This is a genomic window from Campylobacter anatolicus, assembly GCF_018145655.1.
Classification (GTDB): Bacteria; Campylobacterota; Campylobacteria; order Campylobacterales; family Campylobacteraceae; genus Campylobacter_A; species Campylobacter_A anatolicus.
This window is the reverse complement of the sequence record NZ_JAGSSY010000003.1, coordinates 122662-139989: the sequence shown is the minus strand read 5'-3', so window position 1 is coordinate 139989 and position 17328 is coordinate 122662. Positions and strand designations below refer to the sequence as shown.

20 protein-coding genes and 1 tRNA gene are annotated in these 17328 nt (G+C 38.4%); 8 read left to right on the top strand and 13 right to left on the bottom strand.

The window, feature by feature from the left end; all coding sequences use genetic code 11:
- Positions 1-2: 2 nt before the first annotated feature.
- The 8 genes from KDE13_RS06050 to KDE13_RS06015 are packed head-to-tail and all read left to right on the top strand — an operon-like array spanning position 3 to position 6331.
- Positions 3-896 (top strand): lactate/malate family dehydrogenase, encoded by an 894-nt coding sequence (locus tag KDE13_RS06050; RefSeq protein ID WP_212143116.1) that lies wholly within the window; start codon positions 3-5, stop codon positions 894-896.
- Positions 893-2092, top strand: coding sequence for an ADP-forming succinate--CoA ligase subunit beta (gene sucC, locus KDE13_RS06045; RefSeq protein WP_212143115.1), 1200 nt, complete (start codon positions 893-895; stop codon positions 2090-2092). The genes KDE13_RS06050 and sucC overlap by 4 nt, the downstream gene beginning before the upstream one ends.
- Positions 2073-2957 carry a succinate--CoA ligase subunit alpha gene (gene sucD / locus KDE13_RS06040; RefSeq protein WP_212143114.1) on the top strand — a complete coding sequence of 295 codons (885 nt, stop codon included), beginning with the start codon at positions 2073-2075 and terminating at the stop codon, positions 2955-2957. The genes sucC and sucD overlap by 20 nt, the downstream gene beginning before the upstream one ends.
- Complete coding sequence (locus KDE13_RS06035; RefSeq protein ID WP_212141199.1) at positions 2954-3265, top strand: 4Fe-4S binding protein; 312 nt, start codon at positions 2954-2956, stop codon at positions 3263-3265. Before sucD ends, KDE13_RS06035 begins: the two co-directional genes overlap by 4 nt.
- The gene (locus KDE13_RS06030; RefSeq protein ID WP_212141198.1) at positions 3262-4392 is read left to right on the top strand and encodes a 2-oxoglutarate synthase subunit alpha; all 1131 of its coding nucleotides are present in this window, start codon (positions 3262-3264) and stop codon (positions 4390-4392) included. The genes KDE13_RS06035 and KDE13_RS06030 overlap by 4 nt, the downstream gene beginning before the upstream one ends.
- Positions 4382-5245, top strand: a complete 864-nt coding sequence (locus tag KDE13_RS06025) for a 2-oxoglutarate ferredoxin oxidoreductase subunit beta (protein WP_212141197.1) — start codon at positions 4382-4384, stop codon at positions 5243-5245. Before KDE13_RS06030 ends, KDE13_RS06025 begins: the two co-directional genes overlap by 11 nt.
- Positions 5242-5796 (top strand): 2-oxoacid:acceptor oxidoreductase family protein, encoded by a 555-nt coding sequence (locus tag KDE13_RS06020; RefSeq protein WP_212141196.1) that lies wholly within the window; start codon positions 5242-5244, stop codon positions 5794-5796. Before KDE13_RS06025 ends, KDE13_RS06020 begins: the two co-directional genes overlap by 4 nt.
- Positions 5797-5848: 52 nt before the next feature.
- The gene (locus KDE13_RS06015; protein WP_212141195.1) at positions 5849-6331 is read left to right on the top strand and encodes a flavodoxin domain-containing protein; all 483 of its coding nucleotides are present in this window, start codon (positions 5849-5851) and stop codon (positions 6329-6331) included.
- Between the two features lie 201 nt (positions 6332-6532).
- On the opposite strand, the gene KDE13_RS06010 is transcribed toward KDE13_RS06015, so the two are convergent.
- The 13 genes from KDE13_RS06010 to KDE13_RS05950 form a co-directional block, all read right to left on the bottom strand.
- A complete protein-coding gene (locus KDE13_RS06010; RefSeq protein ID WP_212141968.1) occupies positions 6533-7210 on the bottom strand; it encodes a thiamine phosphate synthase in 678 nt (225 codons plus the stop codon).
- Positions 7203-8354, bottom strand: coding sequence for a 2-iminoacetate synthase ThiH (gene thiH, locus KDE13_RS06005; protein WP_212143113.1), 1152 nt, complete (start codon positions 8352-8354; stop codon positions 7203-7205). The genes KDE13_RS06010 and thiH overlap by 8 nt, the downstream gene beginning before the upstream one ends.
- Before the next feature lie 14 nt (positions 8355-8368).
- Entirely contained in the window at positions 8369-9133 is a 765-nt protein-coding gene (locus tag KDE13_RS06000; RefSeq protein ID WP_212143112.1) for a thiazole synthase, read from the bottom strand.
- Positions 9134-9190: 57 nt separating this feature from the next.
- Positions 9191-10045, bottom strand: coding sequence for a sulfur carrier protein ThiS adenylyltransferase ThiF (thiF, locus tag KDE13_RS05995; protein WP_212143202.1), 855 nt, complete (start codon positions 10043-10045; stop codon positions 9191-9193).
- A gap of 19 nt (positions 10046-10064) precedes the next feature.
- Entirely contained in the window at positions 10065-10238 is a 174-nt protein-coding gene (gene thiS, locus KDE13_RS05990) for a sulfur carrier protein ThiS (protein WP_338083718.1), read from the bottom strand.
- Positions 10239-10267: 29 nt separating this feature from the next.
- Positions 10268-11440: a pyridoxal phosphate-dependent aminotransferase gene (locus KDE13_RS05985; RefSeq protein ID WP_212143111.1), complete on the bottom strand. Its 1173-nt coding sequence runs from the start codon at positions 11438-11440 to the stop codon at positions 10268-10270.
- A gap of 103 nt (positions 11441-11543) precedes the next feature.
- A complete protein-coding gene (gene speA, locus KDE13_RS05980) occupies positions 11544-13379 on the bottom strand; it encodes a biosynthetic arginine decarboxylase (protein WP_212143201.1) in 1836 nt (611 codons plus the stop codon).
- Positions 13372-14604 carry a histidine--tRNA ligase gene (gene hisS, locus KDE13_RS05975; protein ID WP_212141188.1) on the bottom strand — a complete coding sequence of 411 codons (1233 nt, stop codon included), beginning with the start codon at positions 14602-14604 and terminating at the stop codon, positions 13372-13374. The genes speA and hisS overlap by 8 nt, the downstream gene beginning before the upstream one ends.
- Before the next feature lie 26 nt (positions 14605-14630).
- Positions 14631-15224 carry a dTMP kinase gene (gene tmk / locus KDE13_RS05970; protein ID WP_212142028.1) on the bottom strand — a complete coding sequence of 198 codons (594 nt, stop codon included), beginning with the start codon at positions 15222-15224 and terminating at the stop codon, positions 14631-14633.
- 2 nt (positions 15225-15226) lie between these two features.
- Positions 15227-15700, bottom strand: a complete 474-nt coding sequence (gene coaD / locus KDE13_RS05965) for a pantetheine-phosphate adenylyltransferase (RefSeq protein WP_212141186.1) — start codon at positions 15698-15700, stop codon at positions 15227-15229.
- Positions 15697-16338, bottom strand: coding sequence for a UbiX family flavin prenyltransferase (locus KDE13_RS05960; protein ID WP_212143110.1), 642 nt, complete (start codon positions 16336-16338; stop codon positions 15697-15699). The genes coaD and KDE13_RS05960 overlap by 4 nt, the downstream gene beginning before the upstream one ends.
- Positions 16335-17141, bottom strand: a complete 807-nt coding sequence (flgA, locus tag KDE13_RS05955; protein WP_212141961.1) for a flagellar basal body P-ring formation chaperone FlgA — start codon at positions 17139-17141, stop codon at positions 16335-16337. Before flgA ends, KDE13_RS05960 begins: the two co-directional genes overlap by 4 nt.
- An 86-nt stretch (positions 17142-17227) precedes the next feature.
- A tRNA-Gly gene (locus tag KDE13_RS05950) sits at positions 17228-17302 on the bottom strand.
- Positions 17303-17328 lie beyond the last annotated feature (26 nt).

Here is a 17328-nt window from a genome sequence, read left to right as displayed (position 1 = left end):
AAATGAAAATAAGCATAATCGGAGCAGGAAATGTAGGTGCTAGTATAGCGTACGCATTGGCTATGCGTAATGTCTGCGACAATATAGCACTTGTAGATATTTTTGGCGATGTAGCACGTGCAAAGGCGATAGATATATCACAAAGTAGCTGCGTTTTTGACGGTGCAATTAGCGTTGTAGGTGGTGAGGATGCGATACTTTTAAGAGATAGCGATATAGTGATTATAACAGCCGGTAGCCCAAGAAAAGATGGACAAAGTCGTGATGATTTGCTTGTTAAAAATGCAGAAGTAGTAAAAATTGCCACACAAAATATAGCAAAATATGCACCAAATTCACTCATTATAGTAGTAACAAATCCACTTGATGTGATGGTCTGGGTCGCTTATAAATTTAGTGGTTTTAAGCGTGAGCGTGTGATGGGTATGGCTGGCGAGCTAGATAGTGCGAGATGTCGTTATGAGCTTTCTAAATTTAAAAATGTCAGTACAAGTAGCGTTAGTGCAAAGACGATAGGTGCTCACAATGATAAGATGATAGTCTCAAATGCAAATTTGAGTGAAAATTTAAATACTGATGAGCTAAAAGTAGTAGCATACGAGACCAAAACAGGCGGTGCAAAGATAGTTAAACTACTTGGCACGTCGGCATATTATGCACCTGCAGCGGCTGTGGTAAAGATGTGTGAAGCTATTAAATTTAATAAAGGTGAGAGTATAAGTGCTTGTGTGATCTTAGGCGATGAGCTAAGTTGTGGACGAGTTATAAAGCTTGGCAAAGATGGTGTTAATCAGATATTTGCACCAAATGGATTAAGTGCTGATGAGCTAAACGAACTGGCTCTTAGTGAAGAAGAGATAAGTAAAAATATCAAATTTTTAAGGCAAAATCTATGAATATCCACGAATATCAAGCAAAAGCCATTCTAAAGAGCTACGGTGTAAATGTCGCTCGTGGCGAGGTGGCAAGTAGTGCAGATGAGATAGATACTGCTTTAAGCCTACTTGACGGCGAGAAATTTGCTATAAAAGCTCAGATACACGCTGGAGGTAGAGGACTGGCTGGTGGTGTAAAAATCACAAAAAGTCGTGATGAGGCTGTAAAATTAGGCTTAGAACTGCTTGGTAAAAGGCTTGTAACACCGCAAACCTCAAAAAATGGCATAATAATAAATAAAATTTACATTGAAGAGGCAGTGGATGTAGCTAGTGAATTTTATCTAAGCCTTGCTTTTGATAGGGATAATGAAAATATTAGCCTCATCGTCTCAAAAGATGGTGGCACAAGCATAGAAGAGTTAGCTACACACTCACCACATCTTATAAAAAAAGTGCAGATAGACACACAGATAGGACTTTGTGAGTTTCACACGCAAATTCTTATAAATTTTTTAGATATTGATAAAACGATGTGGGAGAAGCTACATGAAATCATCACTAGGCTATATAAAATTTATATTGAAAAAGACGCAAATTTAATAGAGATAAATCCACTAGTTTTAACTACAAATAGCGAGTTTTATGCACTTGATGCAAAAATAAGCTTTGATGATAGTGCTTTATTTCGCCACGCTGATATTTTAGAGCTAACAGATGAGAGCCAAACAGATGCTAGTGAAAACGAGGCAAAAGCTCAAAATTTAAACTATATCAAGCTAGATGGCAACGTGGGCTGTGTGGTAAATGGTGCAGGTCTAGCAATGGCTACGATGGATATTATAAAGATGCTCGGTGGCGAAGCTGCAAATTTCTTAGACGTTGGTGGTGGAGCAACGAGTGGGCGTGTCGCAAGAGCTTTTCGACTTATATTAAACGATAAAAATGTGCGAGTAATATTTGTAAATATATTTGGTGGTATTGTGCGTTGCGACCGTATAGCCGATGGTATAATACAAGCCGCCGAGCAAGTTGGGCTAAGCGTCCCAGCCGTCATTAGACTAGATGGCACAAATGCAAAAGAAGCGTTGCAGATGTTAAAAAAATCAAATTTAAGAGATCTTTATACAAGTGATGATTTGCTTGAAGGTGCGAAGCTAGCGGTAAAACTAGCAAACGATAGTGAAGTTGGTAAAAATGAGTATATTAATAGATAAAAATACACGTGTCATCGTCCAAGGCATAACTGGCAAAGAGGGAAGCTTTCACACACAAAGCTGTTTAGAGTATGGCACTAAAATAGTAGCTGGAGTTACACCATTTAAGGGCGGTTCGCAGCATTTAGGTGTTAGAATTTATAATACAATGAGCGAAGCAGTGGCTGAGAGCGGGGCTGATACGAGTATGATCTTTGTCCCTGCAAAGTTTTGCAAAAACGCTATCATAGAAGCCGCTGACGCTGGGATAAAGCTCTGTGTCGTCATCACAGAGCATGTACCTATCCTTGATATGCTAAAAGCAAAAGATTATGCAAATAAACATGGTATGCGTATCATCGGACCAAACTGCCCTGGTATAATTAGTAGCGGTAAGTGTAAGCTAGGCATTATGCCAAGTAGCGTATTTGAACGTGATTGCATAAATATCGGCATAATATCCAAATCAGGCACACTCACATACGAAGCGGCAAATCAGATTCGCAAGGCTGGTTTTGGTATATCAACTGCCGTTGGTATTGGTGGAGATGCGGTTATAGGTATGGCGTATGATGAGCTTTTAACACTTTTTGCAAATGATGATGATACAAAGGCTATCGTAATGATAGGAGAGATAGGTGGTGAGCTTGAGAGTAGGGCAGCTGATGTGATAAGAAATTTAAACAAACCAGTGGTGGCATTTATCGCAGGAGCAAGTGCTCCCAAAGGGCGTAAAATGGGACATGCAGGGGCTATCATAAACTCAAAAAACTCAAGTGCAGACGCAAAGTTAGAGCTATTGGCAAATATAGGAGTATACACGACAAATAACCCTGCAAAGATAGGTGAGATAGTAAAAGAGATATTTAAGAAAGGAAAGTTATGATACTAAGAGATGATGTGAGTGTTTGGGTGGATGAGAGTAGGTGCAAAGCCTGTGATATCTGCGTGAGCTACTGCCCTGCTGGTGTGCTAGGTATGCGAGTGGAGCCTCACGCGGTACTTGGTAAGATGATAGAGGTCGTGCATCCTGAAGCCTGTATAGGATGTAGGGATTGTGAGGAACATTGCCCCGACTTTGCGATTTATGTGGCAGATAAAGGATATAAATTTGCCAAACTTACAAGCTATAGCAAAGATAGAGCAGCTGCTGTTAAACAGAATAAATTTTACAAGCTAAGGAGTGCGGTATGAGAGAGCTAGTAATGACTGGCAACGAGCTAGTCGCAAGAGCTGCGATAGAGTGTGGCTGCAACTTCTTTGGTGGCTATCCTATTACTCCAAGTAGTGAGATAGCACACGAGTTAAGTGTGCTACTTCCAAAAAATGGTGGTAAATTTATACAGATGGAAGACGAGATTGCTGGTATAAGCGTGGCTTTGGGAGCTGCTATGAGTGGTGCTAAGGCAATGACTGCTAGCTCAGGTCCTGGAATTTCATTAAAAGCGGAGCAAATAGGACTTGGATTTATCGCTGAAATTCCGCTCGTTATCGTAAATGTTATGCGTGGAGGTCCATCAACTGGACTACCTACACGTGTAGCACAAGGCGATATACTACAAGCTCGTAATCCAAGCCACGGCGATATGAATATGATAGTTCTAGCCCCATCAAATTTATATGAGTGTTACACACAAACAGTTAGGGCATTTAACCTTGCAGCACGCTTTATGACGCCTGTTATTTTACTTCTTGATGAGACGATAGGACATATGCAAGCAAAAGTTGAACTACCTGAGATAAGTGAACTTGAAATTTATAAAAGGGCTGAATTTAGCGGTAAAAAAAGCGAGTATAAGCCGTATGCCGCTACACTTGATGCACCAGCTGTGTTAAACCCATTTTTCAAAGGTTATCGCTATCACATCACTGGACTTCACCATGGTGAAACGGGCTTTCCAACAGAGGTCGGCGAAACGGTTGATTATAATATCAAAAGATTGTTTAATAAAATAAATGCTCATACGAATGAAATTGACGCAAGTGAGAGCTTTATGCTTGATGATGCCGATATTTGCATTATCGCTTATGGTAGTGTTGCACTTGCTGCAAAACAAGCGATATTAAATTTACGCTCACGTGGTATTAAAGTGGGGCTATTTAAGCCTATCACGCTATTTCCTATGGCGAGTAAAAAACTAAAAGAGATAGGTGCAAAATTTAGTAAAATTTTAATTTGTGAACTAAATTTAGGTCAGTATAGCGGTGAAATTTCAAAAGTTATGCTAAGAGATGATTTTAAGACACTTTTAAAAGCAAATGGCAGACCACTAAGCCCACGTGAAATAGAAACAAAGATAGGAGATTGCTATGGCATTTAATTATGATAAATATTTACGCATTGATAAGATGCCAACACTTTGGTGCTGGGGTTGTGGGGATGGTGTGATACTTAAAAGCTTTATCCGTGCCATAGATGCCCTTGAGTGGGATATGGACGATGTCTGTGTGGTCTCAGGAATTGGCTGTTCTGGGCGTTTTAGTAGCTACATCAACTGTAACACCGTCCATACTACGCACGGTAGAGCAGTAGCGTATGCGACTGGTATAAAACTTGCAAATCCAGATAAACACGTCATAGTCATAACAGGCGATGGCGATGGTTTGGCAATCGGTGGCAATCACACCATACATGGCTGTCGTAGAAACATAGGGCTAAACCATATCCTAATAAACAACTTTATATATGGCTTAACCAACTCGCAAACAAGCCCTACAACACCACGCGGACTATGGACAGTAACCGCACAATATGGCAACATAGATCCAAACTTTGACGCAACAAAACTTGCCATCGCAGCTGGAGCGACATTTGTTGCACGAGGTAGTGTGATAGAGCCTGATAAGCTTACGAAGCTGTTTGTAGATGGCTTTAAGCACGATGGATACAGCTTTTTTGATGTATTTTCAAACTGCCATATAAATTTAGGTCGTAAAAATAAGATGGGCGAGGCGGTTAAAAATCTAGAATGGATCAAAAATCGCACTATAAGCAAAACCAAATTTGATATGCTTAGTGACGAAGAGAGAGTCGAACGGTCGCTAAATGGTGAGCTTTATCCACTTGGAGTGCTTCATAAAGATGAGAGTAAAATAGAATATACCAAGGCTTATGAACAAGTTATTGCAGCTGCAAAGGACGGCGTAGCGATTGATTTTAAGGAGCTAAAATGAGAAATGAGCTTAGATTTGTTGGCGTTGGCGGACAGGGCGTTATTTTGGCTGGGGAGATTTTAGCTGCAGCAAAAATAGAAGAGGGTGGATACGGCGTGAAAGCATCTACCTATACATCGCAGGTGCGTGGAGGACCAACTAAGGTTGATATAATACTTGATGAGAGCGAGATATTATACCCTTACGCAAACGAAGGGGACATAGACTTTATGCTCGCAACTGCACAGAAAAGTTATGACCTTTTTAAAGATGGTGTCAAAGATGGTGGCGTCATAGTCGTAGAGCCAAATTTAGTAAAACCGAGCGAGAAAGATAGACAAAAGTGGCAAATTTATGAAATACCTATAATCACCATCGCAAAAGACGAAGTTGGTAACGTTATAACTCAAAGCGTCGTGGCTTTAGGTGTTGCAGTGCAGATGAGCAGTTGCTTGGATACTGAAATAGTTAAAAGAAGTATGCTATCACACGTGCCACCAAAAGTAGCAGAAGCAAATGCAAAGGCTTATGAGCTAGGGTTAAAATATGCAAAAGAGGCTTTACAAAGCTAAAATTAAATATAAAAGAGTAAAATACTCTTTTATTAAATTTAAAAGGATAAATATGAAAATAGGGATTTTTTATGCGACAGGTAAGGGCGATACACAAAAAGTTAGCGAGTATATCAGTTTAAAACTTGGTGGCGATGTGATAGCAGTTAAAGACGCAGTGAGTGAGGATTTTACTAAATTTGATGTACTGATCCTTGCTAGTTCAAGCTACGGTTACGCAGAGCTTCATGCAGACTGGGTAGATAAACTAGCTGAGCTTAAAAAAGCTGATCTAAAAGGTAAAAAGGTCGCACTCGTTGGCGTAGGCAATCAAGAACGCCACGCCGATAGTTTTTGCGGTGGTATAGTAGATTTTTTACCAGCTATCAAAAAGGCGACACTAATAGGTCATAGTGTGAATAATGATTACAAATTTAGCCATTCACCAGCTTTTATAAATGGTAAATTTATAGGTCTTGTTCTAGATACGAAGGGCGATAGTGGATATACAAGCAAGATAGATGCTTGGGTAGAGCAGCTAAAAACTGAGGTTTAAATTGCATAAATGACTTTGGCTCGATAGTCAAAGTCTTAATTTTTTGATTAAGTTTATGGTTACGTAATAACGCTAGACATATTTTAAAATTTATTTATTTACCATAATGTTTGCAACTGTTTTAGATGATTATAATTTATTACTATAATCCTAAATATTGATTATAAAAAATTTATGAAATAATACATAAAATTTTATGTATTATTCTATGTAATATTTAAATTTAGCCACTAGCTCATACTCATTTTCACATTGCATAGCAAGGCTCATTATGCAAACTCCGTCCGCTCCAGCTTCCAGCGTATCTTTAAAATTTAACTCATTTATGCCACCAAGTGCGTATATACTCTTATGACTCACAGCTTTTATATCTTTTATTAAATTTATCCCTTTTGGTGCTTCACTAGTTTTACAATCTGTATAAAATATATGTGAAGCTACCAAAATATCAGCGAACATACTTGCTAATTTAGCTTGTGATATGCTATGAGCTGGGGCATAGATATTTTGTTTGTAGCTGTTTTGAATGATAATATTTTTGTCGCAAGACTCTCTTTTAAACTGAATAAATTTATCCAAGCTCAGCCCATACTCATCACTTAAATCAGAACTACTCAATAAATTTAACTGCTTTGATGTCATCCAAAACGAGCTTTTAAGCTCACAAGCTACATCAAAATATTGATTTATTACAAACTCAACGTTAAACTCTGCACAAATTTCATTAACCAAATGAGCTAACTCTCTAAATTCAGCTACACAAAACTCTTTCTGGCGAAGTACTATTGCATCCACATTAGCAACACATAACTTTTGTATACGCAAGAAAAAGTCCCCCACACAAAGCGATGGTGAGGCGATAACGATAAGTTTAGACATAGATATATTCGCTCATTAGTGGCTCTAAGCCCTGAGCTTTTATGACTTTATAAATTTCATCAACTGTTCTAAGGTCGCTTATCTCAAACTGCTCATCACCGATCTTTTCGTTAGCATGAGCTCCGATACCGACATTTACACCGGCACTCATTTTATTTGCTGCTATTTTTATGGCATTATCACGAAATCTCGCACTCTCACGAGTAGAGATCGTTATAGACGCACTAGGCATAAAAATTCTATACGCCATAATCACTTGCAAAAGCTCACGCTCATGAACATCTCGTGGATTGATTTTAGCATTATTTATGATAGGGCGAAGCCTAGGACAAGAGAAAGCTATTTCGGCGTGTGGATACTTCTTTTGCACCAAAGATGCGTGAAGTCCAGTCGCAAATGCGTCTTTTCGAAAGTCATCAAGCCCTAAAAGTGCCGCAAAGCCAACACCACGCATACCGCCCATTATGGCACGTTCTTGTCCATTTAGACGATATGGAAATATCCGTTTATTGCCCTCAAGGTGGATCTTTTCATATTTTATAGGATTATAAGTCTCTTGAAATATCGTAACATAATCCACCCCACTCTCATGAAGCTTTGCATAGCTATCTGAGTTTAGTGGATAAATTTCAACGCCAACTACTTTAAAATACTCCTTTGCCAAGCGACAAATATTTGCAATGTAGCTCACATTTGAGTCTGTTTCACTTTCTCCTGTGAGTATCAAAATCTCTTGTAGTCCACTTTTTGCGATCTCTTCAAGTTCACGCCTAGCTCCATCATCATCAAGCCTTGCTCTCATTATCTTGTTTTTGGAGTTAAAGCCACAATAAACGCAGTGATTATCACAAAAATTTGATATATAAAGTGGAGTAAAAAGTGTGACATTTAAGCCAAAAAACTCACGTGTCTTTTTCGAACTAAGTTGTGCCATAGGTTCTAAAAATTTAATCGCCACAGGGCTAAGCAGAGCTTTAAAATGCTCTAATGAGCAAATTTTAGCATCAAGTGCAGCCAAGACATCAGTCTCTGTGTAGCTACTTGGCTCATATGCCTCACGCTCACGTAAAATTTCATTCATTATCTCATCGCCTATATCTTGCATATGTGGCTTTAAACGCATATGATCGGTTTTATTTCTCATCTTTTTTCTTTAACTTAACCTAAAAATCCAGTCAGTGGCGAACTAGCCTCACCATCTTTTCTAACACGCCCAAGACCAGCCAGATAAGCACTTCGTCCAGCACGAATAGCTTCACCAAAAGCTCTAGCCATCATAGCTACGTCTTTAGCCGTTGCAATAGCTGTATTTGCCATTATAGCAGTTGCACCCATCTGCATTGCCTCACATGCTTGAGCAGGGCTTCCGATACCTGCGTCAATGATAATAGCAGCATCTATCTCGTTTAATAAAATTTCAATTATCCCACGAAAAACTAGCCCTTGATTAGAGCCGATTGGAGCAGCAAGTGGCATCACGCACGCAGCTCCAGCTTTTAATAAGGCACGAGCGGCGTTAAGCTCTGGGAACATATATGGCATTACGATAAAGCCTTCAGCGGCTAAAATTTCAGTCGCTTTTATTGTTTCATTATTATCAGGAAACAGAAATTTACTATCGTTTATAACCTCCACTTTTACAAAATCTCCACACCCAAGCTCACGAGATAGACGTGCTATACGTACCGCCTCGTTGGCATTTCTAGCACCGCTTGTATTTGGTAAAAGTGTAATGTGCTTGGGGATAAAGTCAAGTATGTTTCGTTCACGACTCTCACCCACACGGCGAAGTGCTAAGGTAATGATCTGTGCCTTTGTTTCATTTATAGCTGCAGTTATTAGCTCGTGGCTATATTTGCCAGAGCCAAGGATAAAGCGACTAGAGAATTCCTTATTGCCTAGTTTAAAAGTATCTTGTTGCATATTGTGCCTTTTTAAATTTACATTATCGTAGTAAAATGGATCAAACATTTAGTAATTTTAATCAGCTTCAAGCCCCATAAGTAGTCGTATGGCTAGGTTTGCCTGATGGTTCGCACACAGAGCAACTCGTGGTGCCATAAGCCCTTGCTTAAGCTTTGCAGCATTTGTAAGGTCGCCACAAAGATAGACATTTTTAGCAAATTTAATAGACTTTATCAAATTTGAACTAAAATAACCAGCCATACCTGAGGCTGAAATGATCTTTTTATCGCTCAGACTTGCTCCTGCTTCATTTACCATCATCGCCTTACCTATAATATTATCAAACGCCTCACACACGATAGAGCATGGAGCAAAAACCTCTGCGACATTTGAGCTATCTAAAAAGATATCGTGCGTAACAACTTCTACGAATGGATTGACATCGGTAATTAGACTCTTTAATGCCTCAGTTTTTTTCATACCAATATGCTTAACGAAATACTGCTGACGGTTTAGATTGCTTGGCTCAACTATATCAAAATCAGCCAAAACTAGCCTTGATACACCAACACGTGCAAGCGATAGAGCGATATTTGAGCCTAGTCCGCCAAGACCAGCTACACCAATGGTTGCCTTTGAGAGTGCCTCATTTAGCTCAGGTGTATTTCGTGCCGCCATCATTGGTTTTAACACCTCATCGTTTGGCATCACACCACGCTTTATAAAAACTAAATTTGTCCCATCGCTTATAGTAGGATTATCCTTTGTTGCAAAGCCATCAACGATAAAAATATCAGGCTCATGTGCATTAAATTTTTCTAAAAATTTATAAATTTCTCCATTTTTATCGCCAAAAATTTCATCTTTTAGCGTAGCCAAATCGTCTGCTTTAACGCTAAAACTTGCACCATTTATTATCACATTTTTCATCATTTTCATATTAAATTTATTATCCACCACCGACAAACTCAACGACTTCGTAGCTCTTTCCTTCACTCATCATAGCAACTTGCCACTGCATTTTTGTAAGTATTTGCCCGTCTCTTTCAAGTGCGATAAATTTAAGCTCATAGCCTTGAGTGGACAAAAACTCGCTCACGCTAACATCATTCTCAAGCTCCACACTTTCGCCGTTTAGTCTGAAATTTATCATTAAATTTTATAATTTTTCACAAACTCACCGATACGAGCTATAGCCTCTTTTATGCTATCAATATCGGTTGCAAATGATATTCTAAAATATCCCTCCATACCAAAGCCAATGCCAGGTACGGTAGCAACTTTACCCTCTTCAAGTAATCTTTGACAAAATTTCATTGAATCACTATCCACATCTTTGCACTTAACAAATAGATAAAATGCACCGTCAGGCTTATTTACTTCTAGTCCATTTATGGCATTTATCATATCTATCGCTACATCACGGCGTCTTTGATACTCTTTTCTCATCATCTCTATATCAGCGTCTGTCTCACCTAATAGCGACGGTATCGCTCCTGCTTGGACTATTGAGCTTATGTTACTTGTGCTTTGGCTTTGTAGCTTTTTCATCGCCGCGTTTAACTCATTCATTGCACTTGCAGAGTAGCCAAATCTCCAGCCCGGCATCGCTCCGCACTTGCTTAGTCCATTTATCGTTACTGTTCTATTAAATAGATCTTCGCTGACTGCTGCAACCGATACAAACTCTTTATCATAGATAATTTTTTCATAAATTTCATCACTTGTTATAACGATGTTAGTGCCTTTTAACACCTCACCAAATGCTGCTATCTCATCACGAGTATAAACAGCACCCGTTGGATTTGTAGGGTGGTTTAGTGAAAAAACTCTTGTGCGTGGCGTGATAGCATTTTTTAGTTGCTTGGCTGTGATTTTAAAATTTGTGCTTTCATCAGCCTCTATAAATACAGGCACACCGCCACAGAGTTTAACTATCTCAGGGTAGCTCACCCAGTATGGACTAGGGATTATAACCTCGTCACCTTCGTTTATGAGTGCGTTAAAAACATTAAAAAGTGAGTGTTTTGCACCGACATTTGTTATGATTTGACTTGGCTCGTAGCTTAAACCGTTATCGCGTTTTAGTTTTGTTGCAATTGCACGTAATACATCAAGAGTGCCTGGGACCGGAGTGTATTTACTACTCCCTTTATCAAGAGCGGCTTTGACTGCATTTTTGATAATCACAGGCGTATCAAAGTCAGGCTCACCAGCTGAAAGACTAATAACATCTATACCAGCTGCCTTCATCTCTTTTGCCTTTGAGCTAATCGCTATCGTTATTGATTCACTTAAAACACTCATTCTATCTGCTAGTTTCATGTATTATCCTTTATAAATTTCTATTATTTTATAAAAATTTTGGCAAAACTTAGCTAAATTTAATATTTTTCTTAAGCTTTTACCACCTTTGTTTCAATACCTCTCAATTTATCGTTTTTAAATAACTATTGTCATTTAAAAATAGATAAAGCTCACCCAAAACCTGCTTCTTTTGCGTCTCATTTATAAGAGTTGATTTGTCAAGACGCTCGTTTAAAGTATCTTGAATTTCATAAATATCATAGTCCATGTCTTCCATTATATCAAGTATAGATTGGCTCTCAATGAGATCTTTTATCTTATATCCATCAGCAGTTAGCTCTATACTTGCCTCTGTCGGATGAGTAAAAAGATTGTGCTTCATTCCAAGCACTTCTTGATATGCACCAACCAAGAAAAATCCTAAAAAATAATCCTCCTTTTCCACATCAACATCGTGAAGCAAGAGCGGATTTGTCTCATCATTATAGCTTATCTCTCCATCGCTATCGCAGGTAATGTCCCAGATGGAAGCTGGTAGAGTAGGGCGTTCATCAAGCCTATCAAGTGGCATAATAGGGAAATTTTGTCTTAATCCCCAAAAATCAGGCATACTTTGAAAGATTGAGAAATTTACAAGGTAGCGTTCTTGCACCTCTTTTTGAATTTTGATAAGGTCGCTTGAGTTGCTCTTATTACCCAGCATCACAACCGCTTTTTTGCCGATTAGACGCAACAGCACTTCGGCATTTGATCTATCTTGCAGATCAACATAGCCAAGGTCAAATAGCGTCAGCACACTCTCTGTGTGATGTATCGCATCGTGCAGATACTCTAAGGCATTTGCCGGTTTTATAGAGTTGTATAGATCAACAAGTTCAGTTATTAAATTTGGATTATTTTTCTTTAAATTTAGTTTCTCTTCAGTATATTCTTGCGAAAATAGCTCAAGTACTGGAGCAACTAAGAGTGCATGAGAAGCAGATATAAATCGGCCAGACTCAATGAAAATATCAGGCTGAGTCTCCTTTTTTTGCTCGGTTATAGTTTTTAGCATATACACAACGTCGTTTGCATATTCGTTTAGCGTATAGTTTTTACTTGAGCTATCTTTAAATTGTGAATACTCAACTGCAAGACCGCCACCTAAATTTATAGCCTTTAGATTACTAGCTCCCATTTTACGTAGCTCTGCGTAGATATTGCCAGCCTCAATAAGTGCCTTTTTAAGTGGATGAATCTCGTCTATCTGTGAACCAAGGTGAAAGTGTATCATCGTGAAATGATCTAATAAATTTGCCTTTTTTAGCATATTTACAGCCTCTATTAGTTCAGTTGATGTCAGACCAAATTTTGAGTGCATACCGCCACTTTTCGCCCATACGCCAGAGCCAGTTGAGTGCAGACGTATGCGTAGTCCTATGTTTGGCTTTGGTTTAAAACGTTCCTTTGCGATAGCAATTATTGCTTCAAGCTCGTTTAATCCCTCGATCGTAAGCGTGATATTATGCCCCATTTCAGCAGCAATAAATCCAATGTTTATAAGCTCTCTATCCTTAAAGCCATTAACAGTTATTGGTGCACCATCGTTGTTATACGCCATGGTTAGTAGCAACTCTGCCTTACTACCAGCCTCAAGTCCATAGCTATATGGCTTACCAAGTCGTGTTAGATTTTTGACAAAGCCTGGATATTGATTGACTTTAAGTGGAAAAACAGCATTAAATTTACCGTTATACCCGAACTCTTTTTTAGCCTTAGCAAAGCTTGAGTGGATAAGCTCTATCTGTTTTTGTATAAGATGCGGAAAACGCAGAAGCAGTGGACCCCTATACCCATCATCTCTGATATCTTTTACTATGTCAATTATCGCTGGTTTACTAAGACTATTTATACATACTTTGCCGTTTTCTACTATAAAATTTGAATTCCCCCAAAGACTAAGACCAAAGTCATTCATCACCAAGCTCCTTTTGTAGCTCATTTAAATTTATCATTTTTTCACTCTTATTTTCTAAATTTTTATACCAAATTTGGCTATCTTTCATCTCATTTTCGCCAAGACAAAGCACAATTTTAGCATTCTTACTATCGGCTATTTGCAGATGTTTTTGTAGCTTTTTAGCCTCGTAGTTTATCTCTACTTTATGAGTTTGTCTCAAACTTATGCCAAGTTTGTAAATAAAATTTAAATTTTGTTCATCTAAAGCACACAGATAGATGCCTTCACGACTCTTTTGATGCTCTTTAAGTATCTCCATTATCCGTTCAATACCCATCGCAAAGCCCACACCGTAACTCGCCTTGCCGCCAAGATACTCAACCAAGCGGTCATATCTGCCACCGCCAGCGACTGCACTCTGCGAGCCTATCTCATTGCTTATAAACTCAAATGCTGTCTTGCAGTAATAATCCAACCCCCTAACAAGCTTTGGATCTATCTCATACTCAAGTCCATTTTCATTTAAAATTTGCTTTAATTTTTCAAAATCACTCGCTGCTTCAATGCTTAAGTGATCTATCATAAGCGGTGCATCTTTATAAATTTCTTGGCACTTCTCAACCTTGCAATCAAGTGTTCGAATAGGGTTTAACGTCTTTCTGCGTTTACAGTCTTCACATATCTGTCCCTCGTGCATATCAAGAAATTTGACGAGCTTTTCGCGGTAAATCGCCATTGAGTTTGTATCGCCTAAAGAGTTGATTTTAAGTTTAGTTTTTATGCCTAAACGGCGAAAAATTTCACTTATCATTAGTATTACACTTGTATCTTCATAGACGCTACTCTCGCCAAAGCACTCCACGCCGAATTGATGAAACTCACGCAAACGTCCTCTTTGTGGACGCTCATAGCGAAACATTGAACCATGGTAAAAATAACGTCTTACGCCACCAGCACGGTCTAGCTTTGCCTCTATATAGGCACGAACAACGCCAGCGGTGCCCTCTGGACGCAAACAGACATCATTTTCGCCTTTATCAATAAATTGATACATCTCCTTGCCGACTATATCACTACTCTCACCCACGCTTCGTCTAAAGAGCGTAGTCTCTTCAAGGTGTGGTGTTTTTATGAGCGTGTAGCCATAGTTTTTCGCTACATTTTCACAGGTTCTTATGACATATTCATATAATTCACTCCTCGGTGGGAGCATATCTTTCATACCACGAAGTGCTGTTATCATCATCTATCCTTTTAGCTTATTTTATTCTAAAAATTTATAAATTCAGTTATTTTTTTGTTTATTTGCTCTATATTTTCATCTGCTTTTATGAAAAGTGTTTGTAAATTTGTAGTCGCTACAACCATTTTCATACACTCTTGTACTCGTAAAAGATAGGTCACACCACGAGCTTCTATCGTATCTATACCGTTTAAATTATCACGAGATTTAAGGCGATTTTTTATTAAATTTTCATCAGCAAGAAATAGCACAACTCTATCAGGCAAAGCCTTATTTAGTGCAAATTTATTTAAATTTATTAGCTCATTTATGTCGGCATTTTCATCATTTGCTAAGGCATAAGCCACGCCAGAGACAAAGCCACGATCACTTAAAATAAGTTTATTTGAGTTTGGTGCGATCACTTTTGCATAATGCTCAGCTCTATCTGCTAAAAATAGCAACGCCTCAGCATGTGAGCTAAGAGCAAATTTGCCACTGAGCAAAATATCACGCATATATACGCCAAACTCGCTACCACCTGGCTCTTTGGTAACGACGACGTTTTTATATTTTTTAGCAAGCAACTCTATCTGTGTGCTTTTACCAACTCCATCAACCCCTTCAAACAGAACATACATTATCATTTAGCCTTTAAATTTGATAAAATTTCACTTGGCACAAGTGCACTAACATCACCGTGATGACGTAAAACTGAACGAACTATAGAGCTTGAGATAAAGGCATTTTTAAGACTTGGCATAAGATAAACTGTCTCAAACTCGCCCCAAAGTGAGGCATTTGCATAGCCAATTTGTAGCTCATACTCAAAGTCACTAACCGCACGAAGCCCACGTATGACGTTGTTTATGCCGTGATTTTTAGCAAAATCTACAAGCAAATTATCAAAACCCTCAGTGCTAACATTTTTTAAATTTTCAGTCGCTATTTGCACCATTTTTACACGCTCATCAAAGCTAAACATAGGATTTTTACTATCGCTTTTTGCAACCGCCACGATAACATGATCAAAAATTTTCATCGCACGTTTTATAACATCAAGATGTCCATTTGTAATCGGATCAAATGTGCCTGGATATATACAGTATTTACTCAACTTTGCCACCTTTTATAAATTTTATGATCTAATCCAAGGGCATCAAGCCACTTGCCAACTATAAATTTATGCACCTGTGTCAAATTCTCATCTCCAGCATAATGCCCTAAAACTGGCGGTGCTATGACCACTCCCATAGAGCTTAAATCACTCATTTGATGAAGCGAAATGCTAGAAAATGGCATCTCTCTAACGCCTAGCACTAATTTAAAACGCTCCTTTAAAGCAACCGCTGCCGCCCGTGTGATGAGCGTGTCAGACAGGCCATTTGCCACCTTGGCTAGGGTATTGATAGAGCAGGGGGCTATTATCATACCATCTGTTCTAAACGATCCAGATGCAATCTTTGATCCGATATTATCATTATCATAAAGTATGACATTTTTAAAATTTATATTAAATTTATTTTTTACTGTATCAGTAGACGGGTTGTCTACTTGTATCTCACGCAAATCATTGCAAGACCTAGCACCAATCAAAATCTCATCAAATTTAATCCCTTGCTCTAGCCACAAAGCCTTTTTGGCATTTTTGCTAATTATAAGGTGTGTTTGACAGACTTGACTTAGCTCCGAAAGTAACTCCAAACCAAGTAGTGTCCCACTAGCACCGGTTATGCCAAGTATTATCTCTTTCACCTAAGTATCACCTGAGTTTTTGATGCGACCGAAGCTTTAATGATTTTATTATCCTTTGTACGAATTTTTATGATATCACCCAAATTGCCGCTCTCTAAAGCACGAACTTCTATAATAATACTTAATCCACCATCGCTTAGCACAGCACTTAATAAGTCGCCTTTTTTTACAAGCGAGATAGGCTCAAAATGACGCTTCATCAGTATATCTCCTGCGTTTATCTTTGTTTTTGTAATGAGCGTGCCAGTTGGTAGTTTATTTAGACTATCTTTTTGAAATTTATTAAAGTCTATCATACTACTTTCAAAGTCAGTAAAACTTAAAATATGGGAATTGTCCATCTTATTAAGTGCTCTAAAAACGGGCATTTTCGCATTAAATTTAAATTTAAAAAATAGACTTTTTGATGTCAAATCTGGCATCTCAAAAGAGGCACGAAACACACCACTTGAGCTAACTTGTGGACTTAAAAATAAATTTTGGAGCCTAAAATCATTAAAATTTTCAGGAAGTTTATTTTGCGGTTCGATAATAAGATCTAAGACAGAAATTCCTTCATACTCATCACTTATGGCTCTTAAAAACTGCATTTGCAACATATCCATAAGCGAACACTCTCGTACAAATGCCACGTTTCCACCACTTTTGTCTTTGTAAGCTTTAAAATTTGCATTTAGAATTTTGTTTAGATTTTTTATGTCGATTTTTGCCGCACGATGTGAGTTTAAATTTAATATCTCATTATCTTCGCCATCAAATCCTAGCGTATGAAGTGTGATAGAATTGCTATTAATGCAATACATTGGATAGACGCTGATATCATTTGTTTTATTTATTTCTGCCGCAAAAAAATTAGTGGTAAAAATCATAACAAAGACAAGTAAGATAATGGAGCGGGAAACGAGATTCGAACTCGCGACCCCAACCTTGGCAAGGTTGTGCTCTACCCCTGAGCTATTCCCGCAACCAAATAAGAAAGCGTATTGTAGC